Source organism: Actinophytocola xinjiangensis, assembly GCF_001921215.1.
Classification (GTDB): domain Bacteria; phylum Actinomycetota; class Actinomycetes; order Mycobacteriales; family Pseudonocardiaceae; genus Actinophytocola; species Actinophytocola xinjiangensis.
On the sequence record NZ_MSIF01000013.1, the window covers coordinates 76,518 to 92,269 of the forward strand.

At 71.5% G+C, this 15,752-nt stretch carries 13 protein-coding genes and 1 pseudogene; 8 read left to right on the forward strand and 6 right to left on the reverse strand.

Annotated features, from left to right (window positions below):
- Positions 1-142: 142 nt before the first annotated feature.
- On the forward strand, positions 143-301 hold the full coding sequence (locus BLA60_RS43550; RefSeq protein WP_154814557.1) for a hypothetical protein: 159 nt from the start codon (positions 143-145) through the stop codon (positions 299-301).
- On the opposite strand, the gene BLA60_RS24605 is transcribed toward BLA60_RS43550, so the two are convergent.
- The gene (locus tag BLA60_RS24605) at positions 289-1,272 is read right to left on the reverse strand and encodes a S1 family peptidase (RefSeq protein WP_075135357.1); all 984 of its coding nucleotides are present in this window, start codon (positions 1,270-1,272) and stop codon (positions 289-291) included. The genes BLA60_RS43550 and BLA60_RS24605 overlap by 13 nt on opposite strands.
- A gap of 388 nt (positions 1,273-1,660) precedes the next feature.
- Here BLA60_RS24605 and BLA60_RS24610 point away from each other — a divergent pair, with 388 nt between their 5' ends.
- On the forward strand, positions 1,661-4,540 hold the full coding sequence (locus tag BLA60_RS24610) for a glycosyl hydrolase 115 family protein (protein WP_245812133.1): 2,880 nt from the start codon (positions 1,661-1,663) through the stop codon (positions 4,538-4,540).
- Here BLA60_RS24610 and crcB read toward each other — a convergent pair.
- The gene (crcB, locus tag BLA60_RS43555) at positions 4,503-4,916 is read right to left on the reverse strand and encodes a fluoride efflux transporter CrcB (protein ID WP_075135358.1); all 414 of its coding nucleotides are present in this window, start codon (positions 4,914-4,916) and stop codon (positions 4,503-4,505) included. The two genes, BLA60_RS24610 and crcB, sit on opposite strands and share 38 nt — an antisense overlap.
- Positions 4,913-5,371, reverse strand: coding sequence for a fluoride efflux transporter FluC (locus tag BLA60_RS43560; protein ID WP_075135359.1), 459 nt, complete (start codon positions 5,369-5,371; stop codon positions 4,913-4,915). Before BLA60_RS43560 ends, crcB begins: the two co-directional genes overlap by 4 nt.
- A gap of 329 nt (positions 5,372-5,700) precedes the next feature.
- Here BLA60_RS43560 and BLA60_RS46565 point away from each other — a divergent pair.
- Positions 5,701-5,790: pseudogene (locus tag BLA60_RS46565) on the forward strand (DUF1232 domain-containing protein); the annotation flags it as partial.
- 114 nt (positions 5,791-5,904) lie between these two features.
- Here the strand turns inward: BLA60_RS46565 and BLA60_RS24630 are convergent.
- From BLA60_RS24630 to BLA60_RS24640, 3 genes are read right to left on the reverse strand one after another with little or no spacing between them, the layout of a single operon-like run.
- A complete protein-coding gene (locus tag BLA60_RS24630; protein WP_075135361.1) occupies positions 5,905-6,720 on the reverse strand; it encodes a maleylpyruvate isomerase family mycothiol-dependent enzyme in 816 nt (271 codons plus the stop codon).
- A complete protein-coding gene (locus tag BLA60_RS24635; RefSeq protein WP_075135362.1) occupies positions 6,717-7,310 on the reverse strand; it encodes a TetR/AcrR family transcriptional regulator in 594 nt (197 codons plus the stop codon). The genes BLA60_RS24630 and BLA60_RS24635 overlap by 4 nt, the downstream gene beginning before the upstream one ends.
- Positions 7,311-7,342: 32 nt before the next feature.
- Positions 7,343-7,804 (reverse strand): hypothetical protein, encoded by a 462-nt coding sequence (locus BLA60_RS24640; protein ID WP_075135363.1) that lies wholly within the window; start codon positions 7,802-7,804, stop codon positions 7,343-7,345.
- A 170-nt stretch (positions 7,805-7,974) separates the two neighbouring features.
- Between BLA60_RS24640 and BLA60_RS24645 the strand changes: the two genes are divergently transcribed.
- The 5 genes from BLA60_RS24645 (at position 7,975) to BLA60_RS24665 (ending at position 15,750) form a co-directional block, all read left to right on the forward strand.
- On the forward strand, positions 7,975-9,171 hold the full coding sequence (locus BLA60_RS24645) for a hypothetical protein (RefSeq protein ID WP_154814558.1): 1,197 nt from the start codon (positions 7,975-7,977) through the stop codon (positions 9,169-9,171).
- Between the two features lie 141 nt (positions 9,172-9,312).
- Positions 9,313-11,013, forward strand: coding sequence for an aspartate-alanine antiporter (aspT, locus tag BLA60_RS24650; RefSeq protein WP_075135365.1), 1,701 nt, complete (start codon positions 9,313-9,315; stop codon positions 11,011-11,013).
- A gap of 34 nt (positions 11,014-11,047) precedes the next feature.
- Entirely contained in the window at positions 11,048-12,748 is a 1,701-nt protein-coding gene (locus BLA60_RS24655) for a bifunctional aspartate transaminase/aspartate 4-decarboxylase (RefSeq protein WP_075135366.1), read from the forward strand.
- A gap of 4 nt (positions 12,749-12,752) precedes the next feature.
- A complete protein-coding gene (gene aspT / locus BLA60_RS24660) occupies positions 12,753-14,432 on the forward strand; it encodes an aspartate-alanine antiporter (RefSeq protein WP_075135367.1) in 1,680 nt (559 codons plus the stop codon).
- Between the two features lie 10 nt (positions 14,433-14,442).
- Positions 14,443-15,750 (forward strand): threonine/serine exporter family protein, encoded by a 1,308-nt coding sequence (locus BLA60_RS24665; protein WP_084735239.1) that lies wholly within the window; start codon positions 14,443-14,445, stop codon positions 15,748-15,750.
- Positions 15,751-15,752 lie beyond the last annotated feature (2 nt).

A 15,752-nucleotide genomic window follows, 5' to 3' on the forward strand; every position in this document is an offset into this window, starting at 1 on the left:
GTTCCCGTCGATACGGGGAAGCCTGAGACCGGACCCAAGCGGAACTTCCCGGACACCGTCAAGAATCATCACCTGATCGAGTGGCGGTGCCCGGGGGTTTCGCTCGGGGTTTCACCACCGGCCGGCCAGGGCATCCGCGCGCATGACCACGCCGACACCGCCCACCCCCGACCCGATCCCGCCGACGCCCGAGCCGACCCCCCAGCCGACCGACCCGCCGCAGCCGCCGCTGCCACCACCACCGAACCCACCGAACCCGCTGCCCGAGCCACTGCCCGAGCCACCGGATCAGCCGGTGTAGAGGGTCAGCCCGTAGACGGCGAGCACCTCCTGGATGGGCTGGGCGTAGGTCACGCCGCCGGTGGTGCAGTTGCCCGAACCGCCGGCGACCATGCCGATCGCGCGGACCGTGGAGCCGGCGCCGGGGTTGGTCACCACCGGGGCCCCGGAGCCGCCCGGCGCCGAGCACATGTTCGTGCGGATCAGTTGGTACACACAGCCCTGCTGGTAGCACACGGTCGTGTTGGTGGCGGTGACCGTGCCGCAGTTCCAGCCGCTGACGGGGTTGGACGAGCACACCGACGAACCGACGACGGCGGACGACGAGCCGGTGATGGTGACGTCGCCGCCGGCGCCGTAGCGGTCGACCAGCGGGGTGGACTCCGCGTCGGCCGAGGCGACCCGGATCAGGCCGTAGTCGTTGGTGGGGAACGAGGATCCCGAGCCGGGGCCGATGTAGCCGCCGACGCCGTACCAGGCCGTCGAGCCGCCGGCGACGCAGTGGCCGGCGGAGAGCACGTAGCGGACGTCGCCGGCGTGGGCGTTGAAGCCGAGCGTGCACCGGGCGGCGCCGCTGTAGATCAGCTGGCCGCCGACGAGGTCCCAGTACGGGCGGGGCGCGGTGGCGACGTGCTCGACGGCGATCCGCGTGACGCCGCTGTCGGCCGCCCAGTCGGCGACCCCGTCGGCGGAGCCGAACACCGACACGGTCACCTCGCCGGTCCTCGGGTCGGTGTGCCAGCCGGTGACCGACCACGGCCGGTTGGCGGCGGCCAGGTTCAGCGCGGCCGTCGGGCTGCCGTCGTCGGTGACGCTGGCCGACAGCGTCGCCGACAGTGCCCCGGTGACGGCGTCGGTCACCGCGCCGGTCAGGGTGGCCGGGCCGATGGTGAGCGGGTCGTCGGGGGCCAGCGCAGCCACGGCGGCGGCGGGGGTGACGGCGGTGGTGAGCGCGAGAGTGGCTGCCACCAACAGGATGCGCGGGTGTCTCATGGCCTACCCCTTGTCCATCCTCGGTTTCCGGCGACGGTAAGCCTCGACGTGTCGCGCGCGACAGCCGCCGTTCGGTGACAACAGTTGCCGTTTGTCGGCCGGGGTTGTCACCGAAAGTTTCGGTCGTGTCGTCGACACCGCTCCTGTGGGTCAAGCACTCCGGCCACTGGCTTCCTGATCCCTGTAACGCTATCGTGACTATGTTGCGGAAGATGTTCGAAACTTTCGGCCGCGAGCACCGGAGATCGACATGAAGATGCCCGTCCCCCTGCTGGTCGCCGTCCTCGCGCTGACGACCGCGGCGCCTACCAAACCCCCCGCCAGGCCGGCCACCGGCCCTTCGGAGTCCTATGTGGTCACAGCGCCCCGGAAGGGATCCTTTCCTCTGGTGGCAAGGCGACGGGCCGCGCCGATCGTGGTCAGCTCGACCGACCACGCCGGCGTACACCGGGTCGCCGGCGACCTGGCCACCGACATCGAACGCGTCACCGGCCAGCGCCCGGAACTTCTGCGAGACACCGTCCCGCGCGGCGCCACCCCGGTCATCGTCGGCACCCTCGGCCTCAGCCCGCTGATCGACGCCCTCGTCGCCGACGGCACGCTCGACGTCACCGGCATCGCCGGTTCGTGGGAGACCTCGTTGCAGCAGGTCGTGCGCGACCCGCTGCCCGGCGTGCGGCAGGCGCTGGTGATCGCCGGCAGCGACCAGCGCGGCACGATCTTCGGCGCCTACGACGTGTCCCGGCGCATCGGCGTCTCCCCGTGGCACTGGTGGGACGACGTGCCGGCCCGCCGCTCGGCCGAACTGCACGTACTCCCCGGCCGGCACACCCAGGGCACCCCGGCGGTCAAGTACCGGGGTTTGTTCATCAACGACGAGAACCCCGCGCTGGGCACCTGGGCGCCGCGACACTTCGGCCCCGGCAAGGCCCCCGGCCACCCCGGCGGCCTGACCAGCGACTTCTACGCCCGGGTCTTCGAAACCATGTTGCGCCTCAAGGCGAACTACCTGTGGCCGGCGGTCTGGGGCCGCGCGTTCGCCGAGGACGACCCGGCCAACCAGGCGAGGGCCACCGAGTACGGCGTGATCATGGGAACCTCGCACGAGGCGCCGATGGCGCGCGGCATCGAGGAGTGGAACCGGCACGCCGTCCCGGCGGTTCGCGACGCCGACGGCACCGTCGTCACCCCCGGCCACGACCCCTACGGCGGCACCGGCGAGTGGAGCTACCGGCGCAACGCCGAGGCCATCAGGGCCTACTGGCGCGACGGCCTGGAGCGGATGGTCGACGAGGGCAGCGAGAGCGTGGTCACCATCGGCATGCGCGGCAACGGCGACGTGAGCCTGCCCGACGGCGACGGCATCGACCTGATGCGCGAGATCATCGACAACGAACGCCGGATCATCGCCGAGACCACCGGCCGTGACCCGGCCGACACCCCGCAGGTCTGGACCCTGTACAAGGAGGTCCAGCGCTACTGGGACAAGGGCCTGCGCGCCCCCGACGACGTGACCGTCGTGTTCACCGACGACAACTGGGGCAACCTGCGCAGGCTGCCCGACCCGACGCTGGCGCCGCGCGCCGGTGGCTACGGCCTGTACTACCACTTCGACTACGTGGGCGGCGGCCGCAACTACAAGTGGGTGGACACCGTCAACCTGGCCAACACGTGGGAGCAGCTGTCGACCGCCTACGAGGCCGGCGTCGACCGGCTGTGGGTGGTCAACGTCGGTGACCTGAAGAACGAGGAGCTGCCCACCCAGTTCTTCCTCGACTACGCCTGGGATCCCGACGCGTGGCCGGTGTCGCGGCTGCCGGAGTGGGAACGTCGTTACGCGGCCGAGAACTTCGGCCCGGCCCACGCCGGTGAGATCGCCGAGGTGCTCAACACCTACGGCCGGTTGCAGTCGCGCCGCAAGCCCGAACTGCTCAACCGCCGGATCACCACCGCCGCCGACGGCACCATCACCTACGACGACCAGCAGACCCCGTTCTCCCTGGAACACTACGGCGAGATGGCCCGGGTCACCGACGAGTGGCGCGACCTCGCGGCCCGCGCCGAACGGGTCCGCCGGCGGCTGCCGGACTCCCACCAGGACGCCTACCACCAGCTGGTCGGCTATGCCGTGGCCGCGACGGCCAACCTGTACGCGTTGCGCCAGGCCGAGTTCACGAACCTGCGGTACGTCGAGCAGGGCCGGGCCGCCGCCAACGACCAGGCCGACCTGACCGACCGGCTCTTCGCCGTCGACCAGTCGATGTCCCACTACTACAACACCGCGCTGGCCGGCGGGAAGTGGAACGGTTTCCAGACCCAGCCCAAGATCGGCTACGGCGACGTCGAACGCTACGGCCCGAACGCGCCGTGGCAGCAGCCAGAACGGGACAACGTCGCGTTGCCCGACGAGGTCTTCCCGGCCGTGCGGCGGATCGAGGTGCCGCCCGGCTCCGAGATGGGGGTCGCGATCGACGGGTCGGCGCGGTGGTGGCCGCAGGCGTCATCGGCGGCCGTGCTGCCCGAGTTCAGCCGGTACCAGACCCAGCCGGGCCAGTACCTGGAGGTGTTCAACCGGGGCTCGGACCCGTTCGCCTACCGGGTCGAGGCCACGCGGCCGTGGGTCGTGGCGACTCCCGCGCGGGGCGTGGTGGACAAGCAGGTCCGGGTCGAGGTGCGGGTGGACTGGCGTCGGGCGCCCGACGGCGTCAGCCGGGTGCCGCTGCGGGTGCACGGCGCCGGCCGGGTCGTCGAGGTGCTGGCCGTCGTCGACAACACGCCGGGGCGGCGGGGGTTCGTCGAGGCCAACGGGTACGTGTCGATGGACGCGGCGCACGCCGACCGGGTCGTGGGGGACTGGACGCGGATCCCGGGAATCGGGCGGGACTCCGACGGGATGCGCGGGAACTCGGGGAGGCTGGAGTTCGAGGTCGACCTGACCTCCGGCGGCCCGGTGACCGTGTGGGTCCACGTGTCGCCCCGCAACGCCGTGCTCACCGACGGTCTGCGGTACGCGGTGTCGTTCGACTCCGCCCCGGCGCGCACCGTCGAGGTCATCCGCGGGGCCGACGACACGACCATGAACCGGGAGTGGGAGCGCAACACCTCGGACAACGTCAACCGGACCGCCACCGGGCACGTCGTCGGGCCAGGCAGACACGTGCTGACGGTGTGGGCCGTCGATCCCGGTGTGGTCGTCCAGAAGGTCGTCGTCGACACCGGCGGGCTGGAGGTCAGCTACCTGGGGCCGCCGGAGAGCGCCCGCCGCTGACCTCACCCCAGGGCAGGGCGGCGCTGGTCGCGACGTAGGCGACCAGCACGGCCCCCAGCCCGGCGACCACGCTCACCAGCACGTTGGCCACGGCGTAGAAGTACGACCGCCGCTCCAGCAACCGCACGGTCTCGTACCCGAACGTGCTGTAGGTGGTCAGCGCCCCGCACAACCCGGTCCCGACCACCGCGAACACCTCCCCGGGAACGGCCGCGCCGGCCCCGGTCAGTCCCCCCAACACCACACAGCCGCCGACGTTGACCGCCAGCGTCCCCCACGGAAACGCGCTGTCGTGCCGGGACTGGACCGCCCGGTCCACCAGGTACCGCAGCGGCGCCCCCACCATTCCCCCGAGGAGGACCAGCAGCGCGGTCACCGCCCACCCACCAGCGCCCGGGTGCCGGCCATGCCGGCGACGACCGCCAGCAGGGCCGCCACCAGCGTGCCGGCCAGGTACAGGAAGGCCAACGCCACCGTTCCCGGCGCCAGCAGCGCACGAATCTCCGACGCATAGGTCGAGAACGTGGTGAAACCTCCCAGGACGCCGACCCCGAGGAACGGCCGCACCAGCCGGTGGGCCGTGATCACCTCGGTGATCACCACCATCAGCACCCCGATCAGCAGACACCCGGCCACGTTGGCGATCAGCGTGTGCCACGGGAACCCGCGCGGGGCGGTGGGCAGCGCCTGCGCCAGGCCGTGGCGCGCCAACGCCCCCAGCCCGCCGCCGGCCGCGATCACCCCGAGTACCGACAGGTGGTGGTGGGTCAGCTCCCGCCGCTGGGCGGGAACGTGCAGATCGACGTCCGGGTCGACCGGCTTCGGGTCCATGGTCGTCTCCCACTCCGGCGGGCATGCTGGTGCCCTGACGAGTAGGGACCGTTGGCAGCCGTCCTGGCGCGGTTGTCCGGGGTACCGGAGCGGCGGGCCCCACCGCCGCGACGACGACGCTACACCGGGAGACCGGGTTGGACACGGTGATCGGCATCGTCATCGGTGTCGGGATCGGGCTGGCCGGCACCTGGCTGCTGCTGGTGGTCGCGCTGCTGGTCCTGCGGCCGCGCGGCCACCGCCTGGGGGAGGCCCTGCGGCTGCTGCCGGACGTGCTTGGCCTGGTCCGGCGGCTGGCCGGCGACCGTGACCTGCCGCGCGGGGTGCGGGTGCGGCTGTGGCTGCTCGGCGGTTACCTGCTGCTGCCCATCGACCTCGTGCCCGACTTCGTGCCGGTACTCGGGCAGGCCGACGACGTGATCGTCATGGTCGCGGTGCTGCGCGGGGTGGTGCGCCGCGCCGGGCTGGCGGCCCTGCGGCGGCACTGGCGCGGCACCGACGACGGGTTCGCCGTGCTGTGCCGGGTGGCGGGGTCAGATCGTGAACGGCAGGGCGTTGGCGACGCGCCCGGCCAGGTCGGTGTCGCCGGTGACCGCGATGTCGCCGAGCCGCTCGGCGACCGGGACCCGCCCACCGCAGAGCCGGGTGAACAGGGTCGAGGACAGGCGCAGGGTGGCGGTGGCCGGGCCGGGTAGCCGCTCGACGAGCGCCGCGCGGCCGTCGACGGCGACGTGCCAGGTGGTGGGCAGCGGGCCGGTCAGCTCGATGGTGACCGACGCGCCGTCCGGGGCGCCGGCGCGCTTGCCGACCAGGTAGCCCAGGGCGTCGGCCATCTCGTCGAGCGCGACCCGCGCGCTGGCGCCGTCCTCGTGGCCGGGGAGGGCGAGGGCGTCGCGGATGTCCTGTTCGTGCATCCAGCAGTCGAACAGGCGGATGCGCATGAACCGGCCGTAGGTGCGCTCGCCGGCCGGGGTCCACGACGGGGCGTCCCACTCGGCGGCCGACAGCGCCGCCAGGTACTCGCGGCGCACGCCGGTGATCTCCCGGAACCGGGCCAGCAGTTCGCCCGGCTCGACCTCGCGCAGCGCGATGACCCACGCCTCGTTGGCCGCGCCCATGTCGTTGCGCACGTGCGGCAGGGCGCGGACGTCGACCTCGCACGGCGGTGTTGGCCGGCCGCTGAGCGCGTACTCGGTGCCGACGAGGTGGGAGACGTTGTCGTGCACCGACCAGCCGGGCAGGGCGGTCGGCGCGGCCCACTGCGCGGGGGCCAGCGTGCCGAGCAGTGCGTCGAGCGCGGTCCACTCGTCGAGCAGGGCTGGCAGGACGGTGTGCTGGTCGAGGGTCACGTCGGTGCACCTTCCCGGAGGGTCGCGGTGATCAGGGCGCGCAGGCCGGGCGCGATGCCGGCGGCGGGGGCGTCGCTGACCTTGGCCAGCAGGATCAGGCCCTGGATCTGGGCCAGGATCATGTGCGCGAGCCCGTCGGGGTCGACGTCGGCGCGCAGCACGCCACGGTCGGCGGCGTCGTGGCAGGCGCGCGCCATCGTGGTTTCCCAGCCGGCGAACACCCCGGCGACGTGCGCGCGCAGCTCGTCGTCCGTTGTGGACAGTTCGGCGGCCAGGTTGCCGAACGGACAGCCGACGACCCGGCCGAAGCGGCGTTCGAACCCGTCGTGGATCTCGCCGACGGCGTCGGCCACGGCGAGCAGGGTGGCGGCCGGGTCGTCGGTGCGTGCGTCGTCGAGCCGGCGTCGCAGTTGTTCGGCGTGCAGGTCCACGACGGCCTTCGCCAGGTCGGTCTTGGACGGGAAGTAGTGGTAGAAGCTGCCCTTGCGCACGTCGGCCGCCGTGCACAGGTCGGCGATACCGACCGACCGGTAGCTGCGCGTCAGGAACAGCCTGGCGGCCGACCGGACGATCCGGTCGCGGGTGTCCATGCCGGCACGCTAGCCACGAGTTGACCGGTCAGTCAAGAGCCGGTGACCAGACGCAGGACCGGCCCCTCATCGCTGACCACCATGGCCATCTCGCCCGGCCCCGGGTCGGGATCCGGCGTCGGACCGCCCGCGTGGCAGACCGAACCGGTGCCGGAGCCGTCCAGATCGAACGTGACCACACAGGAACCCTCGGCCGAACCGCTGGCGCCGCCGCCGTTCAGGCTGACCTCGTACTCGACCCGCCGCCCGTCGACGGTGACCGTGACGGTGCCGCCCGGAACGGGGACGGCCGAGGTCCGCGCGGTGAGCAGGACCTCGCAGGTGCCGTCCGCGCAGGCCGTCAGGTCGGTGCCGTCGGCCGTGCTGACCCGTTCCGTCGAGGTGGTGGTGGTGGTCGTCTCGGCGGTGGATCCCGGGCCGGCGTACCGGCTGACACAGCCGGACAGCGCGAGCGCGAACAGGAACACCGCGGCGGTTCGCCTGACCCTCGACATGCGCCCGAGGATAGTGGTCTTCGTGTCGCCGGTGGCCCGACTTCGGACCGAAGGCCGCGTGGCACCGGATTTCTCGTGCCCCTGCATTCCAGTTTTAGTCGGCATTCTTTTGTTGTCAGCCGGGGATTTCGCTGTTTACGATGGGCGAAATTCACTCACTGGGGGTCGCCATGATTTTCTCGCGTTCACCAGGTGTACCACAGGACTGGCGCACCCTGGCCGTACAACGGGATGTGCTGGTCGCCGCGCACACACTGACCAGCCTGGCCCGGCTGGAGGACATCGTGCCGCTGTTCGAGAGCGATCCCCGGATCCAGGTGCGCTACACCCAGGTTCCGGACGCCCTGGGGAACGACGTCGACCAGTGGCTGCGTCAACGCCGGGTCAGTGTCGTGCCGTGGCCGGTGGAACGACGGTTCGATCTGGTCATCGGCGTCAGCCTGCACCGTCTCGGGGACATTCCCGCGAATCGGAAAATGGCCGTACCGCACGGTGCCGGCTTCACCAAACTCTGGCCGGAATGGTCCCGCCCGATGATGGGCGGCACCCGGCCGGTGTACGGCCTGGACCGCCGTTCACTGCTGGACGGCCGTGGCCGGCCCGTGCTCGACGCCCTGGTCCTGCCGCACGCCGAACACCTCACGACCCTGCGCCGGCAGTGCCCCGAGGCCGAGCGCACGGCGGTCGTCGCCGGCGACCCGTGCCTCGACCGGCTCGTCGGCTGCGCGGGGGAACGGGAACGGTACCGGGCGGCGCTCGGGGTGCGCGGCGGTCAGGTCCTCGTCGTGGTCGCGTCCACCTGGGGCCCGCACTCCCTGCTGGGCGCCCGCCGCGACCTCCTCACCCGACTGCCCGCCGAACTGCCCGGCGACCACCGGGTGATCGCCACCGCGCACCCGGCGGTCTGGTCCGCACACGGGGTCCGGCAGGTCCACCAGGCGCTGCGGGACGTCCGGGCCGCCGGCGTCGACCTGGTCGACGCCGGGGAGGACTGGCGCGGCCTGGTCACGGCGGCGGACGTGGTCGTCGGAGACCACGGCTCGGTGACCGCCTACGCGGCGGCGGCCGGGATTCCCGTGCTGTTCGGGCACTTTCCGGACGGGGAAGTGGCCGAGGGGTCGGTGATGGCGGCGTTGGCGGGGTGCGGGCCCAGGGTTCGGGACGGGGTGTCGTTGTCCGAGCAGGTGCGCGCGGCCAGGGAGGCGGGGGCGGAGCAGGGGCGGATCGTGCGGGGAAGAGTGGCGGCGCGGCTGGGGGTGTCGGGGGAGGCGCTGCGCGAGGTGGTGTACCGGCTGTTGGGGTTGGCCGAGCCTGACGAGGCGGCGGGGTGGCCCGCGGTGGACGTTCCTTCGCTGGTTCGTGACTAGTGGTGGTGCGACTTTCGTCGTTACCCGTTCGGGTGGTTGTGCGGGGCTCTGGGGGCGCCGACGGCGATCTCGGTTGACGCTGAGACGCGGGCGGGAGCCGGACCTGGTGGGAGGTGTGGGGACGAGGGGAGCAGGTGGGGAATGGGGTTCCTCAGGGACAACATTTTCAAGCCCTATCCGGAGTTGCTCGTCTTCCTGACCGTCGCTGTCGGGTTCCTGGTGGGACGTCTTCGGTACCGGTCGATCGCCCTGGGGGCCGTGACCGGATGTCTGATCGCGGGACTGTTCCTGGGGTGGGTGTTCGATGTTTCGGTCAACTCCACCGTCAAGGCGTTGTTCTTCATCATGTTCCTCTTCGCCCTGGGCTACCGGGTGGGGCCGCAGTTCTTCCGCGGGTTGCGCAGGGACGGGCTTCCGCAGGTGGGAATCTCGCTGGTGGTGTGCGTCACCGGGTTGTTGGTGTGTTGGTTGTTCGCCGCCGTTCTGGGATATGGGCCGGGGTTGAGTGCCGGGTTGCTGGGTGGGGCGCTGACCCAGTCGGCGGTGATCGGGGTGGCGGGGGACGCCATCGGGAACCTGCCGGGCCTCTCGTCGGCGCAGGCCGCGTCGGAAGCCAATCTGGTGGCCATCGGGTACGCGGTCACCTATCCGTTGGGCACCATTCTGTGCGCGGTGCTGCTCGCCTCCGTTCTGCCCAGGCTGACGGGGCACGACCTGGCTCGGGAAAGCGCCACCCTGGCCAAGGAACTCGACGCGGGCGCCGAGGACCCGGACCTCGACGAGGGGTACTACGAGGTCATCCTGCGGGCCTTCCGGGTGCAGCGGCCGGCGCTGGTGGGGCGCACCGTGGACGAGTTCGAACGGGCCCAGGCCAAGGACGGCCGGCGGATCTACATCACCCGGGTTCGGCGGGACGGCAGGCTGCTGGAACACGACCAGGGGCGGGTGCTCGCCGAAGGCGACGTGGTGGCGGTCAGCGCCCTGCGGGGGGATCTGGTCGTTCTCGACCCCGAACGGGAGATCGGCGCCGAGGTCGACGACGTCGGGCTGCTCAGCTACCAGACCGAAACCGTCCATGTCGTCGTGTCCGAGCGCGCGCGGTTGGGGACGAGCATCGCCCGCCTTCGGCGGGAGCCGTTCATGGTCGGTGTCTATGTCGAGAAGATGTATCGGTCGGGGGCCGAGTACCCGTTCCGGTTGAGTACCCGGATCGAGCGTGGGGACACCGTCGTCCTGACCGGGCCCCGGCGACTGGTTGATCCCGCCGGTCGGGAGATCGGGAAGTTGGTGCGGACGAGCTACGTCACCGACATGGCGTGGGTGGGGTTGGGGATCGTTCTCGGCGGATGTGTCGGGATTCCGGCGCTCACCGTCAGCGGGGTTCCCATCAGTCTGTCCACGTCGGGTGGGGCCCTGATCATGGGGCTGGTGTTCGGGTGGCTGCGTGGCAAGTACCCGACCTTCGGCAACGTTCCCCCCGGCGCGCAGTGGTTCATGGACACGTTCGGGCTCTGCCTGTTCGTCGCGGTGGTGGGGATCAACGCGGGGCCCAGTTTCACCAGTGGGCTCTCCCAGGCCGGGTGGGGGCTGCTGGTCTTCGGGGCCATCGCGACGGTGATTCCGCTGCTGGCCGGGTTCGTCGTCGGGTACTGGCTGCTCAAGGTCCGCTTCCCGATCCTGATGGGCGTCCTCGCCGGCGCCCAGACCACCACCGCCGCCATCGGTGCGATCAACGAGTCCGCGCGCAGCCAGATCCCCACCCTCGGCTACACGATCCCCTACGCCGTCGGCAACGTCCTGCTGACCATCTGGGGCGCGGTGATCGTCATCCTCCACCACTGACCGAACGCACCAACCCCAACGAAGGGAACCGACCATGACCAAGTCGTCCTACAGCCGGGACGAGATGCGCGCTCTCGGCCAGCTCAGTCCCTTCGAGCTCAAGGGCAGGTTCATGGAACTGGCCGACCGGCACGCGGCCAGCCAGGGAACCCAGAAGCACCGCGCGGCGACCGTCATGCTCAACGCCGGCCGGGGCAACCCCAACTGGGTCGCCACCGGGCCCCGGGAGGCCTTCCTCGCCCTCGGGCACTTCGCGCTCGGCGAATGCCGTCGCGTGTGGACGGCCGACAACCTCGGCGGCATGCCGGAGGAGTACGGCATCGCCGGGCGGTTCCGGGCCTTCGCGCGCGCCAACCCCAACCTGCCGGGGATCGCCCAACTGGAAAGCGCCATCGAGCTGGGGGTCTCGCGGTTCGGGTTCGAACCGGACCCGTGGGTGCACGAACTCGCCGACGCGGTCATCGCCGACAACTACCCGGTGCCCGACCGCATCCTCACCCACACCGAGCGGGTCGTGCGGGGCTACCTGCAGGAGGAGATCTTCGACGGCCGCCCACCCCAGAACCAGAACCTGAGCCTGTTCGCCACCGAGGGCGGCACCGCCGCCATGTGCTACGTGTTCGACTCGCTGATGGCCAACGGGCTGCTCCACCGGGGCGACAAGATCGCCCTGATGGTGCCGATCTTCACCCCCTACATCGAGATCCCCGTGCTCGACACCTACGGCCTGGAGATCGTCCTCGTCCAGGCCAGCATGTTCGCCCAGACCGGCGTGCGGGAATGGCGTTACCCGACCGAGGAGGTCGCCAAGCTCGCCGACCCGTCGGTCAAGGCGCTGTGCCTGGTGAACCCCAGCAACCCGCCGTCGCTGGCGCTGTCGGACCGGGTCAGCGAGCAGATCCAGGAGATCGTGCGCACCGACAACCCCAACCTGATGATCGTCACCGACGACGTCTACGGCACGTTCGTCGACGGGTTCCGCAGCATCGCCGCCGACCTGCCGCGCAACACCCTGCTCGTGTACTCCTACTCCAAGCACTACGGCGCCACCGGCTGGCGCCTTGGCGTCATCGGACTGCACGACGACAACGTGTTCGACGACCAACTCGCCGCGCTGCCCGACGACCAGAAGGCCCGGCTGCGCGAGCGCTACGGCACGCTCACCCTCGAACCCGACGACATCCGGTTCATCGACCGGCTGGTCGCCGACTCCCGCCGCGTCGCGCTCAACCACACCTCCGGTCTTGGCACCCCCCAACAGGTCCAGATGACCCTGTTCTCCCTGTTCGCGCTGCAACCGGAGGGCAAGGCGTACAAGGCGCGGGTCCGCGAGATCGTCCGGACCCGGCTCGAACTGCTCCTTGAAGGCGCCCAGATGAAGATCGCCGAGGACCCCAAGCGGGCCGGCTACTACCTGGAGCTGGATCTGATGGCCGAGGCGGAACGCGTCCACGGCAAGGAGTTCGCCAGCTACCTCAAGGACAACTACGAGCCGATCGACCCGCTGTTCCGGATCGCCGAGCAGAGCTCGGTGGTGCTGCTCAACGGCGGCGGGTTCGACGGTCCGGAGTGGTCGGTGCGGGTGTCGCTGGCCAACCTGGACGACATCGACTACCTCAAGATCGGCCACCACCTGCACACCATCCTCGGCGAGTACCTCGACGAGTGGCGGGCCAGCGCCGGCGAGGCCGCCGTGCCACGCCAGGGATCGGCCACCGCGACGGCCCGGACCTGAACCGGTGGACTGGCTCAAGGAGTTCCTGCAGGGAACCCCCGAGATCACCCTGTTCATCTGCCTGGCCCTGGGCTACCTGGTCGGCAAGCTGCGGGTCGGGCCGATCCAGCTCGGCGGCATCTGCGGCACGCTGATCGTGGCGCTGCTCGTCGGGCTGATCGGGGTGTCGCTCAACGACGAGGTGAAGAACATCGCGTTCGCGTTGTTCATCTTCGCGCTCGGGTTCACCGGCGGCCCGCAGTTCTTCGCGAACTTCAACTCCTCCGGGCTGCGGATGGGCCTGCTCTCGGTCATCGAGATGGTCAGCGTGGTCGTCCTGGTGCTGATCATCGCCGGTCTCGCCGGGCTGGACGTGGGCACCGCGTCGGGCATCCTGGCCGGGGCGGCCACCGAGTCGGCGGTCGTCGGCACGGCGACCGAGGCGATCGGCAACCTGGGCCTGTCCGGCGACCAGACCAGCGTCTTCCAGTCCAACGTGGCCACCGCCTACACCGTCTGCTACCTGTTCGGCCTGGTCACCATCGTGCTGTTCACCAGCGGGCTGGCGCCGGTGCTGATGCGGATCAACCTGCGCGAGTCCGCCGCCGCGCTGCTGCGCAAGATGGGCGGCGGGGACGACGACCCCGGTGAGGCGCCGGCCGCCCCCCGGCTCGTCGGCCGCGACTACCGGGTCAGCGCCGCCGCCGGGCGGACCGTCGCCCAGCTGGAGGCCGCGCTGCCGGCCCGCGCCACCGTCGAGAAGGTCAGCCGGGACGGCAAGCCCGTCGACGTCGCCCCCGACCTCGCGCTGCGCGACGGGGACCTGGTGCTGGTCGTGGGGGAGCGGGCCGCGCTGGTCGACGCCGAGAACGTCATCGGCGAGGAGCAGGCCGGCGGCGCCGGCCTGGACATGGAGCTGGAGACCCGGCACGTCGTGGTCACCCGCAAGGACGTCGAGGGCCGCTCCATCGGCGACCTGCGTGACAACGAGCTGGCCAGGACCCACGGCGTGTTCCTGACCGGCCTGTCGCGCACCGAGCAGCACCTGGACCTGTCCCGCGGGACCCGGCTGCACCGGGGTGACGAGCTGACCGTCACCGGCGCCACCTCCGACCTTGACCGGGTCACCACGCTCGCCGGCTACGCGGTGCCGCGCACGATCACCACCGACTTCGTCTACCTCGGGCTCGGTGTCACGATCGGCATGCTGATCGGTCAGCTGTCGATCCGCATCGGCGACGTGCCGCTGTCGTTGGGCACCGGCGGCGGCGCGCTGCTCGCCGGGCTGGTGTTCGGCTGGTTCCGCTCCCGCCACCAGTTCATCGGCAACTTCCCGCCGGCCGCCGCGGCGATGACCAAGGACCTCGGGCTGGCCACGTTCATCGCCGCCACCGGCCTGACCGCCGGCCCGCAGGCCGGTCCGCTGCTGGCCAAGTACGGGGTGCTGCTGCCGTTCTGCGGCATCGGCATGGTGCTGGTGCCCGCGCTGATCTCGCTGTTCGTCGGGCGCAAGCTGCTCAAGCTCGAACCACCGATCCTGATCGGCGCGATCGCCGGCCAGCAGTGCTCGACCCCGGCGATCACCGCGATCACCAACGTCGCCGGCAACAGCGTGCCGCTCATCGGCTACACCGTGACCTACGCGATGTCGAGCATCCTGCTGCCGCTGACCGGGCCGATCGTGGTCGGGCTGATCGGCGGCTGAGCCGCACGCGATGAGGGCCTACCACTGGTCGCTGCGCCGTCTGGCGGTGACGCTCGGCCGGCGGCTGGCCGGGCAGGTGGCGGTCCCCGGCGAACCCGAGGGGCCGCCGCCCCCGCCGGAGGAGCTGATCAACTTCCTCCGCCAGCTCGGTGTCGCGCTGTGCCAGGCCGGCGACGGCGCCAACCGGGTGACCGCCGAGATGGACGAGGTCGCCGCCGCCTACGGCGTGCCGGACGTGCACTTCTTCGTCCTGCCGACCGGGGTGTTCGTCCGCATCGGCACCGGCCCGTCCTCGACCGTCGACTTCGCGCCGACCGACCTGGCGCCGCTGCGCCTGGACCAGATCAGCGAGCTGTACGCGCTGCTCGAACAGGCCAGGACCACCCGGGTCGCGCCGGCCGACGGCGTGGCCCGGCTGGCCGAGATCCGCGCCACCGAGCCGCGGTTCCCCTGGTGGGTGCGGGTGATCGGGCACGCGGGGCTGACCGCCGGCCTGGGGCTGGTGCTCAACGCCGACCCGCGCGCGCTGGCCGGCTACCTGGTGCTCGGCGCGATCGTCGGGCTGCTGCGGCTGCTGGCCGACCGGGTGGAGGTGCTGGCGATGGCGCTGCCGGTGGTGGCCGCCATGCTGGTCACGGTGCTGGTCTACCAGTTCGGCGAGTACCTGGTCGGCGACCGGCCGACCCAGCTGCTGATCCCGCCGCTGGTGACCTTCCTGCCCGGCGCGGCGCTCACCATGGGCGCGGTGGAGATGGCCGCCGGGTCGCTGGTCGGCGGCAGCAGCCGGCTGGTGTCCGGGTTCTTCTCGTTGATGCTGCTCGCCTTCGGCATCCTGGCCGGCACCCAGCTGGTCGGTGTGCCGACCGAGCCGACCTCGCCGCCGGCCGCGCTGGGCTGGTGGGCGCCGCTGGTCGGGGTGCTGGTGTTCGGTGTCGGCCAGTCGCTCAACTCCTCGGCGCCGCGCGGGTCGCTGCACTGGCTGCTGATCACCCTCTACCTGGCGTGGGGCTCGCAGTTCCTCACCACCCTCGCCGGGCTGGGCATGCTCAGCGGGTTCGTCGGCGGCCTGATGCTGGTGCCGATCGCCTACTTCGCCCAGCGCCACCACGGGCCGCCGTCCCAGGTGGTGTTCCTGCCGGCGTTCTGGCTGCTGGTGCCCGGCGCGCTTGGCCTGAGCGGGGTGTCCGAACTGGTCGGCACCAACGCCGGCTCCGGCCTGGCCGACCTGCTCAGCGCGCTGCTCGCGGTCGTGGCGATCGCGCTGGGCGTGCTGGTCGGCTCCAGCCTGACCCGCACCGCCCAGCGCTACCTGCCGTGAAG